Here is a 21,470-nt window from a genome sequence, read left to right on the forward strand (position 1 = left end):
GACCCAAGGACCGGACAACCAGGTAGCTAGAGCCGTTCGATGCTGCGCACGCGTCTTCGGGCAGGGCCGGTCGCCGGCTTCGTCGTGAGCGTCCTCTTCGCCCTGGTCGTCACAGGGATAAGCGTGGCGGATCTCTACCTGCCTTCGCTCGTCCCGAGGATGGGCTCACCGGCGCCCTTCACGCTGCGGCTGCCCTACGGCCCACGGATCGTGCGCGATACCCAGCATCGTCTGGTCTACGAGCACACGCGGCTCATCGTTCCGCGTGGGACCGTGCTCCACGAGTGGGACGACAACCACCGCGCGGCCTTCGCCTACGAGTCCATTCGCCGTCCGCCCACGACGGGACGTCTCGGAAGCCTTTACGTTCTCTACTTCATCATCGGCATGATGCTGACCGCCTACCTCAGGCGGTTCGGGCAGAGCCGGGTCCACCTGCTCCGAGCGCAGGTCGGGCTCCTCGGCTTGATGGCCGGCTCCCTCGTCTTCGCCAAGGCGCTGCTGCTGTTCACCGCCTTGCCCGAGTTCTGGATACCCGTCGCCGCGTTGCCACTCTGGGTCGCGCTTGCCTTCGACAGACGCACGGCGTTTCTCGTGGAGGTCGGAGGAGCGTTCATCGCGGCATCCCTCCTTCGTTTCGACCTGATCCTCCTCTGCGTTCTCCTCGTCCGCGGGATCGCCTCGACGCTGTTCTTCCTCGATCGCAAGCATCCTCGTCAGATGCTGATCGCTGGAGCGCTCGCAGGGGTCGCCGGGGCGATCGGGATGGTCGCGCTGACCGTGATCTTCGAAGGCCGATTCAGCATCGGCGCCGATCTGGCACGCGGCTTGAGTTCAAATGTGCTCGCCTGCGTCGGTGGTGGCGTGCTCGCAGGGTTGCTGGCGCGCGCGCTGCGCGAGCCCGCCGAGCGGGTGATGGGTCATGTCTCTCGGGACAAGCTGCTCGACCTCACGGACCTCGAGCACCCACTGCTCAAAAAGATGGCCGCGGAGGCACCAGGAAGCTGGGAGCACGCGCGCACGATGGCCAACCTCGCGGAGGCGGCCGCCGCAGCGATCGGCGCGGATGCGCTGCTCACGCGGGTCGGCGCGTACTACCACGACCTCGGCAAGACGGTTCAGAGCAAGTACTTCATCGAGAACCTGGGACCAGGAGAGCGCTCACCTCATGAGGATCTGGACCCGGACGTCAGCGCAGACGCCATCATGGCGCACGTCGTGATGGGAACGAAGATCCTGCGCGACGGCCACATCCCCGAGCCGGTGGTGGAGTTCGCCTACACGCATCACGGCACGCAGATGGTGGAGTTCTTCTGGCACAAGTGCAAAGAGCAGGGGAATCCCAAGGGGCTCACCGAGGAACACTTCCGTTATCCCGGGATGAAGCCGCAGACGAAGGAGACGGCGATCTTGATGCTCGTCGACTCCATCGAGGCCGCATCACGGACGGTGTGGCCACCCGAGCAAAAGAAGTTCGAGGAGATGATCCAGCGCGTCGTCTTCCACAAGCTCGCCGGTGGTCAGCTCGACGAGTCTGGCCTGACCCTTCAGGATCTCCGCATCCTCTCCTCCCGGATGGCCTCCACCCTCGTGAACATGTCGCACGGCCGGATCAAGTACCCCTGGCAGCGCGAGGCAGAGCGGGCGCGGGCGACCCAGGCTCAATCGGTCGCGACGCCGCTGCCAGCCGTGACGCCCAGCCCGAAGGCGGTCGACGCTCCCAGCGCAGAACCCACCGAGTCGAGTCGACTCTCGCAGAGCGAGGTGGCCGAGCCCCCCGTATCACGACGCTCGGCTCCGAAACCGGCGGACACCGGCAGTCCCGCGCCCGAGAGTGGCTCTCGGAAGCAGGATCGCTGAAGCCCCGCCAGCCACCAGACCCTCCATGGTTGACCGCTGACGTCGAGCCGCATGTCCTCGATCATCGATCGCAGCCTGATCAAGACACTCTTCCAAGGCGTTGCGACCCAGGAGGGGCTCTTCCCCTTCCCCGAAGTGAACGCAGACGAGCGTGAGCGCGTCGCCGCGCTCCTCGACCGCGTGCGCCGATATTTCAAAGCGCATGTGGACAGCGCCCGCATCGACCAGGAGAGCCGGATCCCGAACGACGTGCTGGAGGGGCTGAAGTCGCTCGGACTGATGGGTCTGCGAGTTCCCCCGAGGTACGGCGGCACCGGCCTGAGCAACACGGCCTACGCGCGCGTGACGCAGGAACTCGGTGGGCTCGACGCGGCGGTCGCTGCCACGCTGGGCGCGCACCAGACCATCGGGCTCACAGGGATCCTGCGCTTCGGCTCGAACGAGCAGAAGCAGCGCTTCCTCCCTGGCCTCGCGGTCGGAGCGCAGCTCGCAGCGTTCGCGCTGACGGAGTCGAACTCCGGCTCCGACACGGCCGCGGTGCGGACCAGCGCGATCCGCTCACCGGATGGCAGCCACTATGTCCTCCAGGGTTCCAAGCGGTGGGTCACCAACGGGGGGATGGCCGATGTCTTCACCATCATCGCGCGGACGTCGGCTCCGGAAGAAGGAAACAAGCCTCGCTTGACGGCGTTCCTCGTGGAGCGAGGCCCCGGGGTCAGGAGCGGCCCGGAAGAGCGCAAGCTCGGCATTCGAGGCGCATCGACCACGGAGATCGTCCTGGAGAGCGCTCGCGTACCCACCGAAAACATGCTCAGCGGCGTCGGCCAAGGCTTTCCTGTCGCGATGGAATGCCTGAACAGTGGGAGGCTCAGCATCGCGGCAGGATGCCTCGGAGCATGTCAGGCACTCCTCCAGCTGGCCATCGAGCGTGTCCAGGAGCGTCGTGCGTTCGGTCGACACATCGGAGGCTTCGGGCTCATCAAAGACAAAGTCGCCACGATGCTGGCCTCGACCTACGCCCTGGAATCGATGGTCTATGCAACGACGGGAATGCTCGACGCCGGACAGGTCGACGGGTTCCTGGAGATCGCCATCTGCAAACTTTCCGCCAGCGAGACCCTCTGGGTCGTGGCCAACGAGACCCTGCAGATCGCGGCCGGCATCGGCTACGCACAGAACTACCCGTACGAGCGCCTCTTGCGGGACGCACGCAGCAACCTCATCCTCGGCGGAACAAGCGAGATCCTCCGGACCTCCATCGCCGTCTCCGCGATGGGTCACGTTCGTCAGGAGCGCGAGTCTGCTACGCCCATCCGCCGCAAGCCGAGCCAGTACCTGGGTATCCTCGGGGACCTGGCCGCACACAAGGCCCGCTCCGTACTGGAGCGCGTGCGGACGAGCCGCGTTCATCCGCAGCTTCGCCACGAAGCGGCGGTTTACGAGGCCCGCGCACGCGAGCTGGGAGCCTGTGTCGAAAGAGCGCTCCAGGAGTACGGGCACGAAGTCTCCGAGATGCAGTCCATCCACAAGAGACTGACGGACATCGCCATGGATCTCTTTGGCCTCGGCGCCTGCCTTGCCCGGACGACCCGCATGATCGAGCGCCGTGGAGAAGAGGGCGCACGTCGAGAGGTCGACGCGACGAAGCTCTTCGCCAGGATGGCTCAACAGCGAATGCAGCAGCAGATGACCGAACTGCAGACGAACGACGACCCACTGCGAAACTCGGTCGCCGAGCGAGCCTACGCAGACCGCGCATACCCGTTCGACATCCTCTGAGGCGTTCGATCGCTAGCGCGCTTTCGTCTCGGGTGCCTCCGAGATCTCCTCCAGCCAGTGAAGTCGAGGCAGCCCCTCACCGATCCAGCGGGTTCGGACGGCGGCCGCTAGTTCTCTGTGGTTCCCCGCCTTGACGGCGAAGGCATGGACCAGACAGGTGCCTGGCCATGATTGATATGCTGCAACGGCTCCGAGATAGTCCTCGCTCGAGAACATGGAGTCGACGCTTCCGTCGACCACCTTCACGACAATGGGTTTGACGTCTCCGTCGACTTCCTGGGTCCCACGAAGCAGCTTGGAGTCTTTGACGCGCACCCCGTACGCTTCGGCGAGCGGCATGTGCTTCTTCCAGAAGTCCTCGAGGCAGGCGTCTGGATCGTCCCTCCCGACGATCGGGGTATAGAGGACGGTCGCCACCGCATAGTGATCGTCACCATAGCGGTAGGTGGCACGCGTCGGCTGGGTCCAGATGCGTACCCTCCGCCATTTCTTGGCGTCGAGCATGGGAACGTGGAGGGTATTGAACCGATCTTTTCGATGCCCCCAAGGTTCCGTCTTTAGTCGCTCGAGCGCAGCCCTCTCCGGATCCGCGGCATCGCCACCAGGGTTGGCCCGCGTGATCGACTCGGGGGTGGGTGGCTGCCCAGCTGCGCGCGCCTGAGAGCCACTCCCACCGCATGCAGAAGCGAACAACGCAACACATACGGAGTACGTCACCGTCACGCTGCGCATCATGGAGAGCCGTCCCATGGCCAAGATAGACCGCATCATACACCGCTCTAGATGGACACTTCACGCAGCAGGATGTGGTTCTTATCGAACACGCCGAGCCCAAGATCGCCGGCCACACGAATGTACGTGGGCTCGCGACCCGCATCTTTCAATGTCGGCAGCGAGTGATTCCGGCGCCACTCTTCGATGACCCCCCACCCAATGACATCCATGGCCACCGGATCGGTGGAAACGTAGACCGACTCGTGCAGCACGCGCCGCTTCTTGTTCTTGTCCAGCGGGCCTTCGTCGTAGATGAGCTTGAACCCGTCCGTGATGTGAAGTCGGACGCGACTCCGCACGACACTCTGCGCGTAGAGCTCGGCGATCTGTGGGCTTGCATTGTGGGCATGGAATGCGTGTGGGTTGATCGTCGAGCCGTGCGTGATGTTCTTGAGACAGCCCGTGTAGCCGCAGATCCCGTGATCCTTGATGAGGGTCACATTGATGACGGCCGTGGCATCCGTGAACGGGCGAACGAATTTCGTGGGGATGCCGCACACGCGAATCTCCGGCATCGTCGCGTCCTTGTTCTCATGGACCATCGCCGTGATCCCTGCAGGGAAAGCGGGATCCAGAACTCGGTTCCGGTCCGCGCACCGCGTCCCGGCGAGAAAGGAAGGATATTGCTCGAAGATGACGATATTTTCCGGGGGTACGCCCGCCGCGATCACCCCGTGAACGATCTCTAGAATCAGCTCTTTGTTCGTCGCCATTGTCGCGCCGTTTTTCCCGGCGATCCCGTTGGTCTTGATGGCGACCTTGTCGGACTTCGACACAAAGCGAGCGAATGCTTGGCCGATCTCTGATTTTCCCGTCAGCTCTTCCATCGCGCGATGGAGCATCAATTTCGCGGCGTCGGCTTCAGGCCACAATGCATTGGTCTGCATCGTGTTTGCCTTGCTGACTTTGACGACTCGCCCAGGAATGGACAGTGAACTGAACCCCGACGAACTCTCCGGAAGAGAAGGGCGCGAGGGAAGCGCTCGGCTCTGCTCCGCCCCTGCCTCCCGGGCCGGGAGGAGGGAGCTGGCCGTCACCCCTGTCGCGAGACCCAGGATGGAACGCCGGGAAAGGAGATGAGCTAGGACGTGGCGATCTCGAGACACGGGAGGACCTCCTGGAAGACACCATGAGGGCCGCTGGCGACCCACTGGCTTGGGAGAACATCATCGTCCGGCTCAGACGAAGGCCTGGGAGAGCTGCGGACACATCGGCGACCCCGGGCGGGTGATCGTAGCTGACCCGTGGACAGGAGGCACTGGAGAGAGACGCCTTGGCTGGTCCAGGTCCCTGGTTCGAAGCATCCGCCATGACGCCGTCACCCTCTGCTGCGCTGGCCGCCGGGGTAGACATCTCGCGATCTCCGGCGCTGCCCATCTGACGTGCTGCGGCATGTTCCTCGCTCATGCGCCTGACGCTGCGCGGAGCACGCTCGCCAAGCTGCGTGCGTCTGCCTGTCAGGAGATCGGGTTCATGATCAAATTGGAACATTCCGACGAGGGTGAGCCTCCCGCTGTGGACGCGACAGCATCCAGACACGAACTCTGGAAACGGGCACTCGGGGCGATCGCTCAATCGACCTGGCTCCCCGTTGGCGCCCGGGTCGTTACGGGCCTTGTCGGCGTTCTTGCTCTGGCGATGATCGGCTCGGGGCAGGCCTTTTTCTCGATCCCCGTCGTGGGGGCTGCTCCCAGCATCCCCACGACGCTGGCTGCTGGAGAAAGCGAGGGGCGACCGACCGGAGAACCCAGCGCTCAAGGGGATCATGCTGCCGAACTCGCCAGCGCCCCGACGCCTGGTACGCCGGACGGCACGGTGCTCGACGGCGGGATCGCAGATGCAGAAGTCCCGGCGACCGCGGTCTTGCCGGATGGGCGGGTTGTTCTCAACCTCGCAAGCGCGGAGGACCTCCGGCGACTCCCGGGGATAGGACCGACCAAGGCCGCAGGAATCCTCGCGCTGCGAATGAAACTGAAACGCTTCCGGAAAATCGAGGATTTGAGGAGAGTGAAGGGCATCGGCAGGCGCTCGCTCGAGCGGTTGCGGCCGCTATGCGTCGTGGACCCACCGTAGCGGTTTTGTTGCCGCGTGACGCTGCCTGGGCAAGATCCTGGCACTGATGCATGTGCATTTCATCGGGGTCGCCGGGTCAGGCATGGGCGCACTCGCGGGCCTCTTCAAGGCAGCCGGTCATGATGTCTCGGGCTCGGACGTCGCGTTCCACCCCCCCATGGGGCCCGCACTGGAGCGCTGGGGGATCCGACTCCTGCCTGGTTTCGACGCAGCTCACCTGGATCCGCGTCCCGACCTGGTCGTGGTTGGCAATGTCTGTCGACCGAACAACCCGGAAGCGCGCGCGGCCATCGACGCGGGCTTGCCGACCACGACCATGGCCCACGCGCTGGCGGAACATCTTCTGCGCGGTCGAACCCCGCTCGTCGTCGCTGGAACCCATGGCAAGACGACCACCAGCGCCTTGTGTGCTTGGCTCCTGCACCAGGGAGGGCGAGATCCAGCGTTCCTCATCGGTGGCTTGCCCAAGAACTTCGACGCGAGCTTTCGCCTCTCTCAGTCCACGTCGAACCGTGGTCTCCAGCTCGCCCTGGGGCAAGGCGGCGCTGTACGCGCAAACCCCTTCGTGATCGAAGGGGACGAGTACGACACCGCGTTCTTCGAGAAGACGCCCAAGTTCTGGCACTATCGGCCCCAGGTCGGCATCATCACCTCGATCGAGCACGATCACATCGACATCTATCCGGACGAGTCGTCATACCTTGCGGCATTTCGTGGATTCGTGGAGCGGATCCCGGAGGGTGGATTGATCATCGCTGCAGCCCACGACCGACACGTCGTGGAGACGGTATCGTCGACAGCACGCGCTCCCATCGCCTGGTTTGCTCTGGAGGGCGATGACACCCATGGCATGCCTCCTCATTGGCTGGCTGCACCTTCGGGCGCGGATTCAGCAGGTCAATCGTTCGATCTTTTCGCTGGCGGCGTCTTCGCCGGAAGGTTCGGCCTCAAGATCCCGGGCCTCCACAACGTGCGGAATGCTGTCGCGGCGCTCGCTGCGGCGGCTCAGGGATTCGGGATACCCCTGGGAACCCTGGGACCGGCCTTGCCGCAGTTCGAAGGAGTGCGACGCCGTCAGGATCTCGTCTTCGAGGTCGATGGCCTCCGCGTCTATGACGATTTCGCGCATCACCCCACCGCAGTGGACGAGACGCTGAAAGGGCTCCGGACCAAGCACGCATCAGGGCGCCTGTGGGCGGTCTTCGAGCCACGGAGCGCCACAGCTTGCAGAGGGCTGCACCAGCAGGCCTATGAACACGCCTTCGATGCAGCGGACAGGATCGTTCTGGCACCACTCGGCCGCTCCGACATCCCTGCAGACGAACAGCTCGACCGCCCTCGCCTCGCCGCAGCGCTCAAGTCCCGAGGAAAAGACGCAGACGCCGCGACGTCGATCGATGCGATCGTCGATTCGATCGCACGAGATGCACTCCCTGGTGACACCATCGCGCTGCTATCGAACGGCAGCTTCGGCGGTATTCACGAAAAGCTGCGCGCCAGGCTCGCGAAGAAGCAAGACGAGGGTTGAACGCATCGAAGGGAACGGCAAAGGCGGACCACAGGCCGATTCGCCTCCATGGGTTCACTCGGCAATCAGGTGGCCCGGCACATCTCCGAGGCAGCAGTCTGCCTGAGCAGATCGCGGCGCATTTCGTCGCAAGAAGCAAGTCGATCCAGGGGAGACGCTTCGCTCTGGTGCAGGTCGAGGAGAGTTGACGCTGAGCGAGGCTGACCTACACTCTGTCGTGTTCCCTCTGCCTGTTCAGTGGGTAAGGACGAATGAATCCCGAGTAAGCACGAACCAGGGAGCCTCTCGCTGCCGTGGTGAGCTAGGCCCGGAACGAAGTCACCGGGAAGCCTGAAGCGGTATATCGGCTCCCACCTAGCGTCAGCTAGGGGTTCACGTCCTTTCGCTCACGTTCAGGTGGTACGGAACGGCTACGGGCCGATGCTTTGGCGTCGGCCCGTAGCTTTTTGTCTCGTTCATCCCAGGGCTCACCGAGATGCGCCAGCCGGATGGCGCGTGCTCGGCGCGTGGATGGCACGGCGCATATTTTCACCCCTTGCTGTCGATGCCCTGTGGGAAGGCTGTCGGAGACCGGAATGCGTGAAGCCGTACCGTGGCTCGACAGTACGGCCGCCTGCTTTTGTTTCATTTCCTTAGATCATTCCGGTAGCTTGCCCCTGCGATGGAGACGAAATCCCCTCAGTTCGCCGGGGCGGCTCACCCGGATGACGGCCGGCATACGAGTGGAGCTTCTGGCCTTCGACCCCCGTTCCGCACAAGCCGGCTCCTGCGTCGTGCAGCCCTCACCCTGGCCATCGTCCTGATGCCCGGTGCGGCCATCGCGGCGTCCGTGACCGTCAAAGGCAAGCTCGTCGGAGCCACCAAGCTTCTGAATCAGGTCTGGAACGAAGCCAAAGAAGCCAAGTCCAATCGCTTCACCTTTCGTGAGCCGTCTCCGACCGTGCGCGCCGACGTCCGCGCCTTGACGAGCTATCTGCCCAAAGAGGTCTGCGTCGCGGCACTCGGGAGCAAAGGCGCCCCCATGAACGCACCGCTTCGCGTCGTGGTCGCCGGGGGTCGGACGTCTCCCGTCACGCTCGTCGTGGCAGAGGGGCAGCAGATCCTCTTCGACAATCAGGATCCGTTTCCTCACAAACTCTACGACACCCAGAGCAAGGGGCTGCAGGCGGTCGAAACAGCGGCCGGCAAGTCGCGCACGTGGACCCCACCAGGGCCTGGGAAATACGAGATTCGCGATCAGCTCGCGCCGAGCGTCCGCTCCTGGATCGTCGTCGAATCGAGGACGGTCGCCGTGGGTTTCCCCGATCGGCTCGGCAACTTCGCCATGGATCTCCAGCCGGGGACGTACACGCTGCGCGGCTACCACAACGGCGAGGCCGTGGGCGTCGAGCTACCAATCACGGTGACGCCTGCACCTGCAGAGCAGCTCCTCCGGGAAACGCTGAAGGTCGCCGAACCCGATACCAAGGCGAAGGAGAAGTAGACGATGCTGCTCTCCCGATTCTGGTACGGCGTGCTCGCCCTCGCACTGGGCGCAGCCGTGTTCATGCTGTTCGTCGCGGCCGAGGTGTACAACCGTGTCGGCAATCGCGCCATGAGCGAGTCACTGAGCGCCGACTCGAGTGCGGTCGAGTGGTACCTCAACGACGACGCGCGGAAGCGCTCAGCGCTTCTGATCCGACCGTCGCTCAACACCGATCTTCGCGCCGCGCTCGCCAAGGCCTCGACGGAGGTCAAGCCGGGTGCCGAGGTCCGCGAGAAGGCACGCAAGGCGCTGCGCGGCGACGTCGACGAGTTCCCGGCCGATCTGAAATTCGACGCCGTCTGGGCCGTCGATGCAGGTGGCCGCGTCATCGCAGCGGTGGGCTTCGAGCACCGCGAGGACTGGGAGCTCGGCGGCTACCCGGCGGTCGCTGACGCGCTTCATGGCTGGATCCGGGACGATGCGTGGGTGTGGAAGGGTCGGATCTACCGGGTGACGACCAGGCCGGTAGAGCAGGAGGTCAACGGCGATCCCGTAGGGGCTGTGATCGGCGCCAAGATCGTCGATGACATGTTCGCCCGCGCTGTCTCGAAGCGGACCGGCGCCGCGATCGCTTTCTACGCAGAGGGTGCGCGTGTGGCCTCCGGGGCGCCGGAAGGCTTCGACAAAGCGAACCTCGACCAGATCACCCAGGACCTGAAGCTGCTCGACGACAACAAGGACTACAAGGAGAAGGGCCGCACGGAGGTGCGCGTCATCGGTGCCCATCTCGGCGTCGTCTATGCGCGGCTCGCTGGTGAAGCGTGGGAGCTCGGCGCCGGCTATGCGGTCGGAAGGCTGGCCGCTGCCGTGGACTCCCCGGCAGGATTTCTGGACCTCGCCACCAATGACGACAAGGCGAAGGTGCCGACGATCTTCATCCTGCTCGTGGTCGTCGCCGCAGCGGGACTCGGCTTGCTGTTCTCGCTCCTCGAACACACCCGTCCGCTGCAGGTTTTCCGAGCCGAAGCCATTCGACTGGCCAAAGGTGAGATCGACGTCCTCGCGCCGAGTCGTTTCCGGGGCGCGTACAAGAAGATCGCGGCAGAACTCAACGACGGCATCGAGAAGGTCGCGGCGAAGGGTGGCGCTCCGAGAAAAGCTGCGGACCTCGAGCAAGTGCTGGGACCCATCCCTGCACAGCCAGCGATGAGCGCCTTTGCCGTGCCCGACACCTCTGGTCCCGTGAGCCAGCCGCGCTCCGGACCGCAACGTCCTCCGTTGAGCGGACGAGGTGCTGGCCCACGACCTCCGGGAGCCATCGGCGGTGGTCCCTCTTCGGGCCGCTCGGACGAGGCCGCCGTCGAGCTTCAATCCGAACCTCCGGCCGCCATCGGCGGCCCGCCCCGGCCTCCGCCTCCCCGACGCCCAGCACCCCCTCGGCCTCCTGGGGCAGAACTCTCGGAGCCAGGCGTGGCGCAGGAAGCTCCTGGTGAAGCTCACGAGGAAGGCCAAGCCGTCGATGAGCTCACCGAATGGCGTGCTGTCTACGAAGAGTTCCGTACCGTGAAGCAGCAGTGCGGAGAGCCCGTCGATTCGCTGACGTTCGAGAAATTCAAGGCAACGCTGCAGCGCAACAAGGACGCGCTGGTGAGCCGCCACCAGTGCTCGCGGGTCAAGTTCACGGTGTATGTGAAAGACGGCAAGGCAGCGTTGAAGGCATCACCGGTGAAGTGATGCCGCCCAGCAACGTCGTGGGGGGGGTAACGGGCATGACGAAGACCGACACAGCGTCTTCCTGGTCGTGGCATCTGGGACGTCTTCTGGCCGTGGGTAGCGCCACGCTGCTCACGCTGACGTCGAGTCTCCCTGCCGCAGCGTCGACGGGTCTGGACTCCCCCGAGATCGGTGTGAGCCAGGCCGGCCGCGGGAGCGCGTGGGTCGCTCGTGCCGACGACCCCATGGCTGCCTACATGAACCCGGCAGCCCTCGTCACCCAGGCGAGCGGCGTGCACGTCGGGGCACACCTTCTCGTTCTCAACCGGTGCTTCACACGGCGTGGCCCAGGGAACACGCCAGTACCGCCCAGCGCGAGCGCACCTGGCACCTTCCCGGCCCCTGGCACGCCAGGAGGCCCCCCTGCCGCCGTGTGCATGGAGGGGGGCGCATTCCCGAATCCCCAGGCGGCAGCGACATTTCGGATCACCGATGATCTCGCCATCGGCCTTGCCGTCCTCGGTCCACATTCGAACGGCGCGATCGTCTTTCCGGAGACCGTGACCGAGCAGGGCAACCGCGTACAGCCCGCCGCTCAACGCTACCAGCTCGTCTCCTCGGACTCTCTGATCCTCTCACCGACCCTGTCGGTGAGCTACGCGATCACGCCTGAGCTCTCCCTGGGAGCTGGCTTCATCTGGGGTGTCGGAGCCATCGACGTGGTGAACTTCTCCGAGGCGACGTCATCTCCCGGTGGGGACGACTTCAACGCGCACCAGGATCTGAAATCTCGTCTCCGAGGTGTCGACGCCTTCATGCCCGGCTTCGTCCTGGGAGCGCTTTGGTCACCGACCTCGCGCCTCGATGTCGGCGCCTGGTTCAAGTGGCAGGACGCGCTCCGCACGTCGACCCGCATCACCATCGAGTCGCTCTACTGGTCGCCCTCTGGTGGAAAGAATGAGCAGCGATGTGCTGGCGCCGAAGCAGGCTGCAATGTGACCGACGCTGAAGACGCGGGCACCTTCCACCTCCGCATCCCCATGGAGGCGCGCCTGGGTTTTCGATACCACCACCCGCGCGCCGGCTCTGCTCGACCAGCATGGGCCTCGACAGATCGCCGCGTGCGAGACCCGATGAGCGAGGACCTCTTCGACGTCGAGGTCGACTTCACCTGGGCACACAACAGCGTCGTCGATGCCATCGAGGTCCGCTTCAAGCCGAACACCATCCCTGTCCGCGATACGCCAGGCTTCGTCCCCGCCAATGCAGACATTCCGCACGCATGGCGTGATGTGTTCGGCGTGCGCGTCGGCGGAGACGTCGTCGTCCTCCCCAACCTGCTCTCACTGCGTGGGGGTGGGTTCTACGAGACGAAGGGACAGGATGACGCCTACCTGAACGTCGACTTCCACCTGGGCTGGCGCCTGGGAGTGGCCGGTGGCGCGACCGCTCGACTCGGGCCCATCGACCTCTCCGTGGCTTACCAGCACACCTTTTTTGGCGCGCTGGACAACGGGGGCGAGGGCAAAGTGAAAGCCCTCTCCGGTGATGCGGCGACTGGTTATCGCAGTGTCCAAGCGATTAACGGCGGCCGGTTGACGAGCAGCCTCAATGAAGTCGGCCTGAGCGGGACGATGAGGTTCTGAACAGACGCGCCGCAGGTCACGCCCGCTCTCCGGAGACGTGCGTCACGAAGGCGACGGCCATGCAGTACCCCACGGAGAACCCTGTCGCGAGTCGCGCTGAGTGCGACAGCGGACGAATGCCCAGCTCTTGAATGACCACGTCCCCCACCATGGCAGCGCTCGCGATGCAGAGCAGCACACGCCATGTCCGCATGGAAAGTAGCGGCCGCGCGATCATCGCCCCCACGACCAGTCCCGAGAAGATGCCAGCGCACCGGCTGCAGACGGGCATCAGCACACTCGTCACCACCAGGGTTCGTTCAGGCAACCGGTGACACATCGGGGCGAACATGCGGTCCAGCGCGTCTCCGACCACGCCCAGCTCGAAGTAGGCGCGGGCGACCGGGAGCCCCCACGGGAGAACGCCGATCAGCACCAACCCCATGCGCATCGTCGCGAGGACCACGGCCTGGGCCTCGCGCCGCGCAGCGGCCTCCGAGCGGGGAATGCAGTCATCACGCAAGCCGACCTGTGGGTCGGGGCAGGTCACGCTCAGCTCCGCGCAGGCACGGCGCGCCCGAGGAACTGCAGCACCCCTTTGAGATCGCTCCACACCTCACGCTTGGCGCTCGGTTGCCGCAGCAGATAAGCAGGATGAAAGGTGGGCATCAGCGGGATCGTGCCCTTGTAGAGCTTCCAGGTTCCACGCAGCCGGGTGATCCCCTCCGCAGTCCCAAGGAGCCCCTGCACTGCCGTCGCACCGAGGGCGACGATGACACGCGGCTTCACGATGTCGAGCTGCCTGGCCAGATAGGGGCTGCAAGCCTCCATCTCCTGGGGCTCTGGCTTCCTGTTCTTGGGAGGCCGACATTTGACGATGTTGCAGATGTAGACGTCATCTCGGCCATACCCCATCGCCACGATCATCTTGTCGAGGAGTTGCCCAGCAGCACCGACGAAGGGCTCACCGCTCAGATCTTCTTCCTGACCAGGACCCTCCCCGATGAACACGATCTCGGCATTCGGACTTCCCCGATGCAGCACGGTGTGGGTGCGGCCAGCATGGAGCCCGCAGCGCTGGCAGCCGCGGACCTCCTGATCAACGAGCACAAGGCGTGAATGTCGTCCCTCCAGGCTGTCGTCGGTCGCTGCTCCAGATCCGGAAGGCTCGACCCCGTGGAGCGAGGGTGGCGAAGCCGAGGACCGTGCTTCCGGCTCCACCTCGGCCGGGGGAGGGAGACGTACTGCTGGCGGTGCAACCTGCGGGGGCTCCTCAACCTCATACGGCGAGGCGGACAAAGGATGCGCCACCTCTGGAATCGCCGCGGACTCCTGACGCGGAGGCGCCGCTTGGGTCAGCTCTTGCGTCTCGAAGTGAAGAGCTTTCAGCTCCTCAGCGGGAGGGAGGCCCGTCGTCCCGGAGATTGCATGCCACTCCAAGAAAGCACGTACTGCCGATGTCAGCTCTGCAATCTCCGCGCGAAGCGCCTCCGTCTCCATCATGGGCTCGCTCAGTGACCGCCCTGCGCCGCAAGCCAGCGCTCGGCATCGAGCGCCGCCATGCAGCCAGATCCAGCGGCCGTCACCGCTTGCCGGTAGGTCCAGTCCTGCACATCGCCGGCGGCGAAGACGCCAGGGACGCTGGTGCGCGTCGAGCCTGGCTCCGTCTTGATGTACCCGTTGGGATGCACGTCGAGCTGTCCCACGAACAGCTCCGTCATCGGCGTATGTCCGATTGCCACGAACATCGCCGCGACAGGGAGATCACGCTTCTCGCCTGACTTCAGATCTTTCACGCGCAGGCCGGTGACGGAGTCTTCCTCGACCCCCAGTACCTCGTCCACCGCGCTGCTGTAGAGGATGTTGATCTTCTTGTTCGCGACGACGCGCGCCACCATGGCCTTCGAAGCGCGGAACTCATCGCGCCGGTGGATCAGCGTCACCGACGAGCAGAGACCTGACAGGTACGCAGCTTCCTCCATCGCGGTGTCCCCACCACCGACGACGGCGACGTCCTTGTTGCGGAACAACGCGCCATCGCACACGGCGCAGGCGCTGACGCCTTTGTTCTTCAGGGCATCCTCGCTGGGCAGGCCGAGGTAGTTCGCCCGAGCGCCCGTCGCGATGACCACCGTCTTTGCCAGGTGGAGCTTGTCGTCTTCCCAGACCTTGAACGGGTAGGCGGACAGATCGACCTTGGTCACATCCGCGGTGATGATGTCGGTCCCCTGATGCACCGCTTGCTCACGAAAGCGGGTCATGAGTTCCTGCCCGGTCACCTTCTCGGGGAAGCCCGGGTAATTCTCGACATCCGACGTGAACATGAGCTGGCCGCCAGGGATGAGTCCACCAGCGTTGAACCCCTCGAGGCAGAGGGGTTTCAGATTTGCACGCGCCGCATAGATGCAGGCGGTCAACCCAGCAGGGCCGGAGCCGATGATGATGATGTTTCTGACGTCGGAATCACTCATGGTGACCCGAATTTATAGGCCCGCGGGCCCCGCACGTCGACCATTCGCTGATCCCTGTTCACGAAAGCGGAACGGTTGCTGCACGAAGGAGAGCTGCCGTCCGGGTGCGTCGAAGAAATCTGACGAGCGTCGACCCTCTATGCACCGAGACGAGGTGAAGCGGAGCGGCGACCACCTCTATTTTCGACCCCCCATGGCCGAGCACTCGTGCACGGGTCCCTTGGTGGCCGTTCGTACGCAGTCGCTGTAGGCAGCGATGCCTTCCTTCCACTTCCCGGAGTCCTGCAGCGCAGAGCCCAGGTAAAGATAGGAGAGCGCATCGGTCGGGTCGGCGGCAATGGCCGCTCGAGAGACCTCGATGGCGTCCGCGTTCCTGCCCCGATTCAGCAGGCTGAGCGCCTCCTTCTGCAGCTTCTTCGCATCCTCGGGTGCCGCTGCCGCCAGAGCGGTGGACGCTTCACCTTTCGAATCCGCCGTCGACGCCGGCTCCGCAGAGGGTGTGGGCGCCTCGGTTACCGGTGACGGCACCGGAGGATTGATCAGCGCAGCAGGGACGCTGCTCGACGCAGCAGGCGCGCGCACCTCCGCTGGCGGCGCCTCGTCGGCAGCCACGGGTGCGCGTTCGGCGTCCGGACTCTTGTCAGGGGCCCCAGTCCGAAGCAGCTCTTTCGTCACCGCTACAAAAGCAAGGACACTCGCAGCTCCGACGAAGAGCGCAACGATCCCCCGGAGGACCGCCCGGCGGTGCTGGATCTCAGGCGAAGGGGGCTCCGGTCCGCCATCATGTGACGGCAGCCCCTCACCCATCGACGAGTTCGAATCAACATCGGGGCCGGCTATCGGAGACACAGGTCCTCATGCGTCGGTGAACGGAAGTGGCGCTTGGGAACAGTCTACGTCTGTTGCGCCGCCGTGGTTCGTGCTCCCCACGTCGGTGGCGCCATCAAACCGCTCCTCAGCTTCCAGAGCCTATTTTCACGGGGCGACCGGCGACGGGCGCGGTCCGCAGCAACACCAGCGACTCGATCTTCTTCTTCTTGTCGGATTGAACGACCGTACCCGCGAGGTTATGGGTCATCTCCCATACGATGGGTTCGTCGCCCGAGAAGAACGCCACATTCCCATTACAGCCAGCGATCTCTCGCTCCAGTGTCTCTCCCGTGTGAGAAAGATCCGGCCCTGCCAGGCCCTTGCGCTGCCGCTTGCCCAGACCTCCTTTGAAAGGCCAGACCGCCGTCGAGAGGTCCTCCAGCACCATGGTGGCGACAGCGCAAGTCGTCGGCGCACTCACGCGAGATTCAGGGGTCACTTCGATCTCTTTTGGAAGGTCGTCCCGGCCATCGGTCTTGATGAGGACCTTTGGCGCGCCCGCGACCCCGAGCTCATAGACGACCGCCGCCACGGCGGGCGTACGCGCTTTCCGGTCAGCGAGAAGCGTCACTGGTTTGCCCTCGATCGGCAGCTCCTTGACCACCTTTGCCAGCTTCTCGGCCCCGTCTTGCTGCTTCAGATCGACCCGCCGGCCACCCAGGTAGGGTCCCAGCTCATCGACGAGAAGCTCCGGCATCCCCTTCGGCTTGACGGGGGGTGGCGCCGCGACGGCCTGCGTAGCCGGTGTGGACGCGGTCGCGCCCACCGACGAGGGCTCCGATTTGTCGCATGCGGACAGGAGAACCACCGGAAGCGCGCACGCGCTCCATTTCCAGAGAGCTGACATCACGCGCGCAGTCTACCTGAACCCCAGCCGTGATGGGCAACCTCGGCGGTGCCGCCGTGACGCTCGCGTCACGGCGCAGGATCGCCTCACTCTGCAGCCATCTGGATGCGAGGCTCACGCCACCTGCAATGCCGAGCTTGCGCTCACACGTCACGAATCTCAGCGGCATGATCGTTCTGTACGCGAGGCGCATCCATCAAGGCGTCTCAGCTCGAGCCAACCATGAGTGTTCTTCTCCTGCTGCGACGGCCGCGGCCCATACGTCCATCCAGTCAACCCGCTGCTGCGAACGCCACGAGACCACAATGCCCTCGAAAGGGCATGAGGTCGCAGGAATGGCAGGCCCCCATTCGACGGCGCATGAAGACCTTGTGCCCCCACCCGGGAGGTGCTCTCTATCTGAGCAATGCCTCCTCGGAGCGTATACCCGAGCCACGAATTCCCTGGCACGGGACGTTTCCAGGTGGTGCGCCGTATCGGTGCAGGCGGTCTCGGCGTCGTCTACGAGGTACTGGATCGAGAGCACCAGCGACGCCTCGCCTTGAAGACGCTACGTCGACTCGACGCGCAGGCGAGGATACGACTCAAGCACGAGTTCCGAGCGCTCCAGGACATTCACCATCCGAACCTCGTCGGGCTCGGTGAGCTACACGAGGACGAAGGGCAGCTCTTCTTCACGATGGAGCTGGTGCGTGGCGTGGATTTCCTGGTGTACGTCCAGGACCACGAGGATGGCGGAACGCCCGAAGAGGCCGAGCGCCAGCGGGATCAGGACTCGCCGCCCCTGTCGTCCGCGCCTCGGAGCGAGCAAGGCGGGAACCTCGGCCCCGCGTCCGTCGCGCCCAACTCGCAATGGCGCAACCGACGCAAGCTGCGCCTCCATGAAGGACGCCTGCGAGAGGCACTCAAGCAGCTGGTCGAAGCCGTCGCAGCGCTCCATGCGGCGGGCAAGGTGCACCGCGACATCAAGCCTTCCAACATCCTCGTCACGGCTGAAGGTCGCGTCGTTCTGCTCGACTTCGGGATGATCGCCGACGCCGAGGGCCTGGCCATGGATGCCTCCATCGTCGGCACCGAGCACTACATGGCCCCCGAGCAAGCCGCCGGATTGCCGGCTGGACCGGAGGCGGACTGGTACAGCGTCGGGGTCGTGGTCTATCGAGCCCTCACCGGGGAGTACCCGTTCCAGGTCGCCCCCTTCATGGTCGTGGATCTCAAGCAGCGCGTCGAGCCAGAGCCGCCATCCAGCCTGGCGGACGGACTGCCCCAGGATCTCGTGAGCCTGTGCATGGGGCTCTTGCGTCTGGATCCATCAGCACGTCCGAGCGCCGGGGAGGTGCTCTCGCGCCTCGGGGTCAGCCAAGCGCGGAGCGAGACCATCATCCCCTCTCGACGCGGGGGCGTCTTCGTGGGCCGCGCCGAGGAGCTGGACATCCTCACCGAAGCGCTCGCCGAAACGGGGCGAGGACGATCCCTCGCCGTGCTGATCGAGGGCGAGTCCGGCATCGGAAAGACCTCCCTGATGCGCAGGTTCCTCGAGCGCATCACCGGCGGAGCCGATGTGCTCGCGGGGCGCTGCTACGAGCGCGACGCCGTACCGTACAAAGCGATCGACGAGGTCATCGACGCCTTGAGCCGCACGCTCGCGAAGCTCGGACGACAGGATGTCGAAGCGCTCCTCCCCGTCCGTGCGGACCTGCTCGGCACCCTTTTTCCGGTGCTCGGACCTGCCCTGCAGCTTCCGGAAGAACCCACGGCTTCGGAATGGCCCCTCGACCCGGACGAGCGACGGCTCGAGACGTTCTCTGCGCTCCGGGAGCTCCTGTGCCGGCTCCGTCAACGCGGCCGCATCGTGATCGCCGTCGACGACCTCCAGTGGGCCGACGAAGACGGCCTCGAGCTGCTCGCCCATCTCCTGCGTCCACCTGGTGAGCCTGCCTTGCTCTTCGTGGCCACACTTCGCACCGGGACCGGCGCTCCATCGGCCGAACTCCTGGAGCGGCTCGCCCTCCCCAGAGAGGCCGTCTGGTCCATCGAACTCGGTCGCCTCCCGCGCGCAGAGTCGCGCGAGATGCTCCACCAGCTCATGGCAGGTGTCGTTTTTGGTGAGGAGTCCGCCCTCGAGAGTACCCTCCAGGAAGCCGACGGGCACCCGCTCTTCCTCGACATCCTCGCCCGTGAGCGACTGACACGCGGCGAGCAAGGCGGAGAGACTCGGCTTCGCGACCTCCTCCGAGAGCGCATCGAGGTCCTCGAACAGGGCGCTCGTGACCTGCTCGAGCTGCTCGCCGTCGTGGGAAAGCCCGTCCTGTTCGACGTCGCGCGACGCGCCACTCGAACAGACGGCCCACAGTTCGCTCGTCGCTTCGCGGCCCTGCGCGCCGCGAGCCTGGTCCGCTCGCGAGGTGCGACCGAGAGCCAGCATCTCGAACTCTATCACGAGCGGATCCGTGACGTTGCCCTGCGCGGCATCTCCGCGCAACGAAGACGCGAGTGGCATGGCCGCGTGGCGGTCGTCCTCGAAGACGAGGACACCAGCGTCGCGCCGGCATCCCTCGCGGCGCACTGGTGGGAAGCCGGCGATCTCGAAAAGGCTTTCCGCTACACCGTACACGCTGCGAAACACGCTGCCAGCGGAGGCGCCTTGAGAGACGCCGTCGCCCTGTACCGAAATGCCATCACGCTCCTGCAAAGCCTCCCCCCTCCTCCTGGAGAGGAGCGGCAGGCTGGAGAGGAGCGGCAGGCGCGCGAGCGTGCATCATCCCTGCAAGTCCAGCTCGGGGACGCGCTGAGCCGCCTCGGTCAGCCTGCTGCGGCGGCAGCGGCCTACCACCTCGCGCTCGAGGATGCGCTCGTGCCGGAGGCCCTCAGCATCCGACATCGGCTGCTCGAGGCCCATTTCCATGCAGGGCAGGTACACGAGGGGCTCACTGCAGCCCGCCCTCTGCTCACAGCACTCGGGCTGGCCTTGCGCGACACGAGCCAGGACGACAGCGAGCTGCGCCAGCTGCGGCTCGCGCGAACTGCGCTTCAGAGCCTCCCAGTTCACGAGCGCGCCCTTGCGGACGTCTCACCCGACGCCCTCCGCCGCCTCGACGTCACCTGGACGATGGCGCTGGGGCTCATCTTCGGCGACCCCCGGCTCTCCGCCGTGTTCCGGTCGCGCAACTTCATCGAGACGCATGACGCCGGTGACCTGGCGCGTATCGTGCGCGCACGGGCGCTCGACGCCGTCTGCGTCGCCGCAGGAGGCGCCCTCGAGCCGGAGCGCATGCAGGAGCTTCGAGAGCTCACGAGCCGTACCGCACCTCGGTCCGACGGCTCCCCCATGGAGGGCCTCGTCCTGCTGGCCGAGGGCATCTCGGCTGGCCTGCAAGGGCAATGGAAAGCGAGCACCACCGCGCTGGACGAGGCCGATCAGTACTTCGCCGAGCGCACCCCCGGGGCGACACAAGAGCGAGACCTCGCCCGCTGCTTCTCGGTCTGGTCCCTGTGGTTCCTTGGCGATCTCAGCGAATTTTCACGCCGGATCCTCGCCCACCTGCGAGACGCCGAGGAGCGTGAAGACCACCACCTCGCAGCGCACCTGCGCACCTCGCAGGCCAACGCCATCTGGCTCTTGCGTGGTGAGCCCGACGCCGCCCAGCGTGAGGTCGCGTCCGCCGTGGAGACCTCGACGCAGGCCGGGATCCACCTCCACGAGTACTTCACCCTCCTCGCCCAGACGCACATTCACCTGTACCGAGGCGAGGGCCGTCGCGCGCACCAGCTCCTCGAAGAGCGCTGGCCTCAGCTCGAACGCTCCGGGAGTCTGCGCGTCCAGTTCGTTCGTATCTACCTCACCTACCTGCGCGGAACCGCCTTGCTGTCCGCGGCTGACCGTTCGACCACGACCGATTCACGGCTCGCAGGCGTCCTGTTCGCTGCCGCTCGCATCGACGAAGAAGGCGTTTCCTGGGCGTCTCCACTCGCTTCGTTGCTCCGCGCCAGCGCCGCGGCCCATCAGGGGGATCTCGCGGTCGCAACCGAGCTCCTCGACCGCGCTGCTGCGGCCTTCGACCGCGCCGAGATGGCCCTCTACGCGGCGGCTACGCGGCGCCGTCGGGGTGCACTGTCCGACGCCGGCCTCGTCGTGAGAAGCGATCTCTGGATGCGGCAGCAAGGCGTCGCCGATCCTGCTCGATTGGCCCAGATGCTCGTCCCAGGCCCACCGACCTGACCCCAAGATCGCCCTCACGGCCGACCGAGCTGGTTGGAAGAGCTACGAACTACGCCCTGTACGAGGTCATCTCGTCTGCGCCAAGGAGACGAAACGACGGCTCGGGGGGACCGATGGAAGCCTCCCTGGCCCCTGCTGGAGCGGTATCCTGGAGGCCCTTCGAGATCTCCCATCGCCGATCTGTAGCGACGTGTCGCGCGCCTGCCCGGCGCATGCTCCAGCGCACTGGAGCGCATTGGCGGGCGA

At 65.3% G+C, this 21,470-nt stretch carries 15 protein-coding genes; 8 read left to right on the top strand and 7 right to left on the bottom strand.

What is annotated here, in order from left to right:
- Positions 1-39: 39 nt before the first annotated feature.
- Together CMC5_RS02070 and CMC5_RS02075 are read left to right on the top strand one after the other, a co-directional pair.
- A complete protein-coding gene (locus tag CMC5_RS02070; RefSeq protein ID WP_082362165.1) occupies positions 40-1,860 on the top strand; it encodes an HDIG domain-containing metalloprotein in 1,821 nt (606 codons plus the stop codon).
- 51 nt (positions 1,861-1,911) lie between these two features.
- Positions 1,912-3,639 (top strand): acyl-CoA dehydrogenase family protein, encoded by a 1,728-nt coding sequence (locus CMC5_RS02075; RefSeq protein ID WP_050428836.1) that lies wholly within the window; start codon positions 1,912-1,914, stop codon positions 3,637-3,639.
- A gap of 12 nt (positions 3,640-3,651) precedes the next feature.
- Here CMC5_RS02075 and CMC5_RS02080 read toward each other — a convergent pair whose 3' ends face one another.
- Positions 3,652-4,143 (bottom strand): hypothetical protein, encoded by a 492-nt coding sequence (locus CMC5_RS02080; protein ID WP_245678239.1) that lies wholly within the window; start codon positions 4,141-4,143, stop codon positions 3,652-3,654.
- Positions 4,144-4,418: 275 nt separating this feature from the next.
- The gene (locus CMC5_RS02085; protein WP_156338049.1) at positions 4,419-5,300 is read right to left on the bottom strand and encodes a DUF362 domain-containing protein; all 882 of its coding nucleotides are present in this window, start codon (positions 5,298-5,300) and stop codon (positions 4,419-4,421) included.
- A gap of 586 nt (positions 5,301-5,886) precedes the next feature.
- Here CMC5_RS02085 and CMC5_RS02090 point away from each other — a divergent pair.
- The 5 genes from CMC5_RS02090 (at position 5,887) to CMC5_RS02110 (ending at position 12,838) form a co-directional block, all read left to right on the top strand.
- Complete coding sequence (locus CMC5_RS02090; RefSeq protein ID WP_169796429.1) at positions 5,887-6,486, top strand: ComEA family DNA-binding protein; 600 nt, start codon at positions 5,887-5,889, stop codon at positions 6,484-6,486.
- Between the two features lie 46 nt (positions 6,487-6,532).
- Positions 6,533-8,014 (top strand): UDP-N-acetylmuramate--L-alanine ligase, encoded by a 1,482-nt coding sequence (locus tag CMC5_RS02095; RefSeq protein ID WP_050428839.1) that lies wholly within the window; start codon positions 6,533-6,535, stop codon positions 8,012-8,014.
- A gap of 661 nt (positions 8,015-8,675) precedes the next feature.
- On the top strand, positions 8,676-9,497 hold the full coding sequence (locus CMC5_RS02100) for a cupredoxin domain-containing protein (protein WP_156338051.1): 822 nt from the start codon (positions 8,676-8,678) through the stop codon (positions 9,495-9,497).
- A 3-nt stretch (positions 9,498-9,500) separates the two neighbouring features.
- Positions 9,501-11,213 carry an MXAN_5187 family protein gene (locus CMC5_RS02105; RefSeq protein ID WP_050428841.1) on the top strand — a complete coding sequence of 571 codons (1,713 nt, stop codon included), beginning with the start codon at positions 9,501-9,503 and terminating at the stop codon, positions 11,211-11,213.
- A gap of 35 nt (positions 11,214-11,248) precedes the next feature.
- On the top strand, positions 11,249-12,838 hold the full coding sequence (locus CMC5_RS02110; RefSeq protein ID WP_082363361.1) for an OmpP1/FadL family transporter: 1,590 nt from the start codon (positions 11,249-11,251) through the stop codon (positions 12,836-12,838).
- 16 nt (positions 12,839-12,854) lie between these two features.
- Here CMC5_RS02110 and CMC5_RS02115 read toward each other — a convergent pair whose 3' ends face one another.
- From CMC5_RS02115 to CMC5_RS02135, 5 genes are all read right to left on the bottom strand, one after another.
- Positions 12,855-13,367 (bottom strand): DUF2085 domain-containing protein, encoded by a 513-nt coding sequence (locus tag CMC5_RS02115; RefSeq protein WP_050428842.1) that lies wholly within the window; start codon positions 13,365-13,367, stop codon positions 12,855-12,857.
- 2 nt (positions 13,368-13,369) lie between these two features.
- Positions 13,370-13,927 carry a uracil-DNA glycosylase gene (locus tag CMC5_RS47190; protein WP_050428843.1) on the bottom strand — a complete coding sequence of 186 codons (558 nt, stop codon included), beginning with the start codon at positions 13,925-13,927 and terminating at the stop codon, positions 13,370-13,372.
- 401 nt (positions 13,928-14,328) lie between these two features.
- Positions 14,329-15,288, bottom strand: a complete 960-nt coding sequence (gene trxB, locus CMC5_RS02125; protein WP_050428844.1) for a thioredoxin-disulfide reductase — start codon at positions 15,286-15,288, stop codon at positions 14,329-14,331.
- 177 nt (positions 15,289-15,465) lie between these two features.
- Positions 15,466-15,900 carry a hypothetical protein gene (locus CMC5_RS02130; protein ID WP_156338054.1) on the bottom strand — a complete coding sequence of 145 codons (435 nt, stop codon included), beginning with the start codon at positions 15,898-15,900 and terminating at the stop codon, positions 15,466-15,468.
- A 343-nt stretch (positions 15,901-16,243) separates the two neighbouring features.
- Positions 16,244-16,855: a biopolymer transporter ExbD gene (locus tag CMC5_RS02135; RefSeq protein ID WP_245678240.1), complete on the bottom strand. Its 612-nt coding sequence runs from the start codon at positions 16,853-16,855 to the stop codon at positions 16,244-16,246.
- Positions 16,856-17,468: 613 nt separating this feature from the next.
- On the opposite strand from CMC5_RS02135, the gene CMC5_RS02140 reads away from it, so the two are divergent.
- A complete protein-coding gene (locus CMC5_RS02140) occupies positions 17,469-21,224 on the top strand; it encodes a serine/threonine-protein kinase (protein WP_050428847.1) in 3,756 nt (1,251 codons plus the stop codon).
- Positions 21,225-21,470: the final 246 nt, after the last annotated feature.

It is taken from the genome of Chondromyces crocatus (assembly GCF_001189295.1).
GTDB classification, from domain to species: domain Bacteria; phylum Myxococcota_A; class Polyangia; order Polyangiales; family Polyangiaceae; genus Chondromyces; species Chondromyces crocatus.

Coding starts and splice junctions, on each gene's coding strand:
- CMC5_RS02080 (WP_245678239.1), bottom strand. CDS start 4,143: ATGCTCGACGCCAAGAAATGGCGGAGGGTACGCATCTGGACCCAGCCG.
- CMC5_RS02100 (WP_156338051.1), top strand. CDS start 8,676: ATGGAGACGAAATCCCCTCAGTTCGCCGGGGCGGCTCACCCGGATGAC.
- CMC5_RS02070 (WP_082362165.1), top strand. CDS start 40: ATGCTGCGCACGCGTCTTCGGGCAGGGCCGGTCGCCGGCTTCGTCGTG.
- CMC5_RS02110 (WP_082363361.1), top strand. CDS start 11,249: ATGACGAAGACCGACACAGCGTCTTCCTGGTCGTGGCATCTGGGACGT.
- CMC5_RS02095 (WP_050428839.1), top strand. CDS start 6,533: ATGCATGTGCATTTCATCGGGGTCGCCGGGTCAGGCATGGGCGCACTC.
- CMC5_RS02090 (WP_169796429.1), top strand. CDS start 5,887: ATGATCAAATTGGAACATTCCGACGAGGGTGAGCCTCCCGCTGTGGAC.
- CMC5_RS02085 (WP_156338049.1), bottom strand. CDS start 5,300: ATGCAGACCAATGCATTGTGGCCTGAAGCCGACGCCGCGAAATTGATG.
- trxB (WP_050428844.1), bottom strand. CDS start 15,288: ATGAGTGATTCCGACGTCAGAAACATCATCATCATCGGCTCCGGCCCT.
- CMC5_RS02135 (WP_245678240.1), bottom strand. CDS start 16,855: ATGCCGGAGCTTCTCGTCGATGAGCTGGGACCCTACCTGGGTGGCCGG.
- CMC5_RS02075 (WP_050428836.1), top strand. CDS start 1,912: ATGTCCTCGATCATCGATCGCAGCCTGATCAAGACACTCTTCCAAGGC.
- CMC5_RS02105 (WP_050428841.1), top strand. CDS start 9,501: ATGCTGCTCTCCCGATTCTGGTACGGCGTGCTCGCCCTCGCACTGGGC.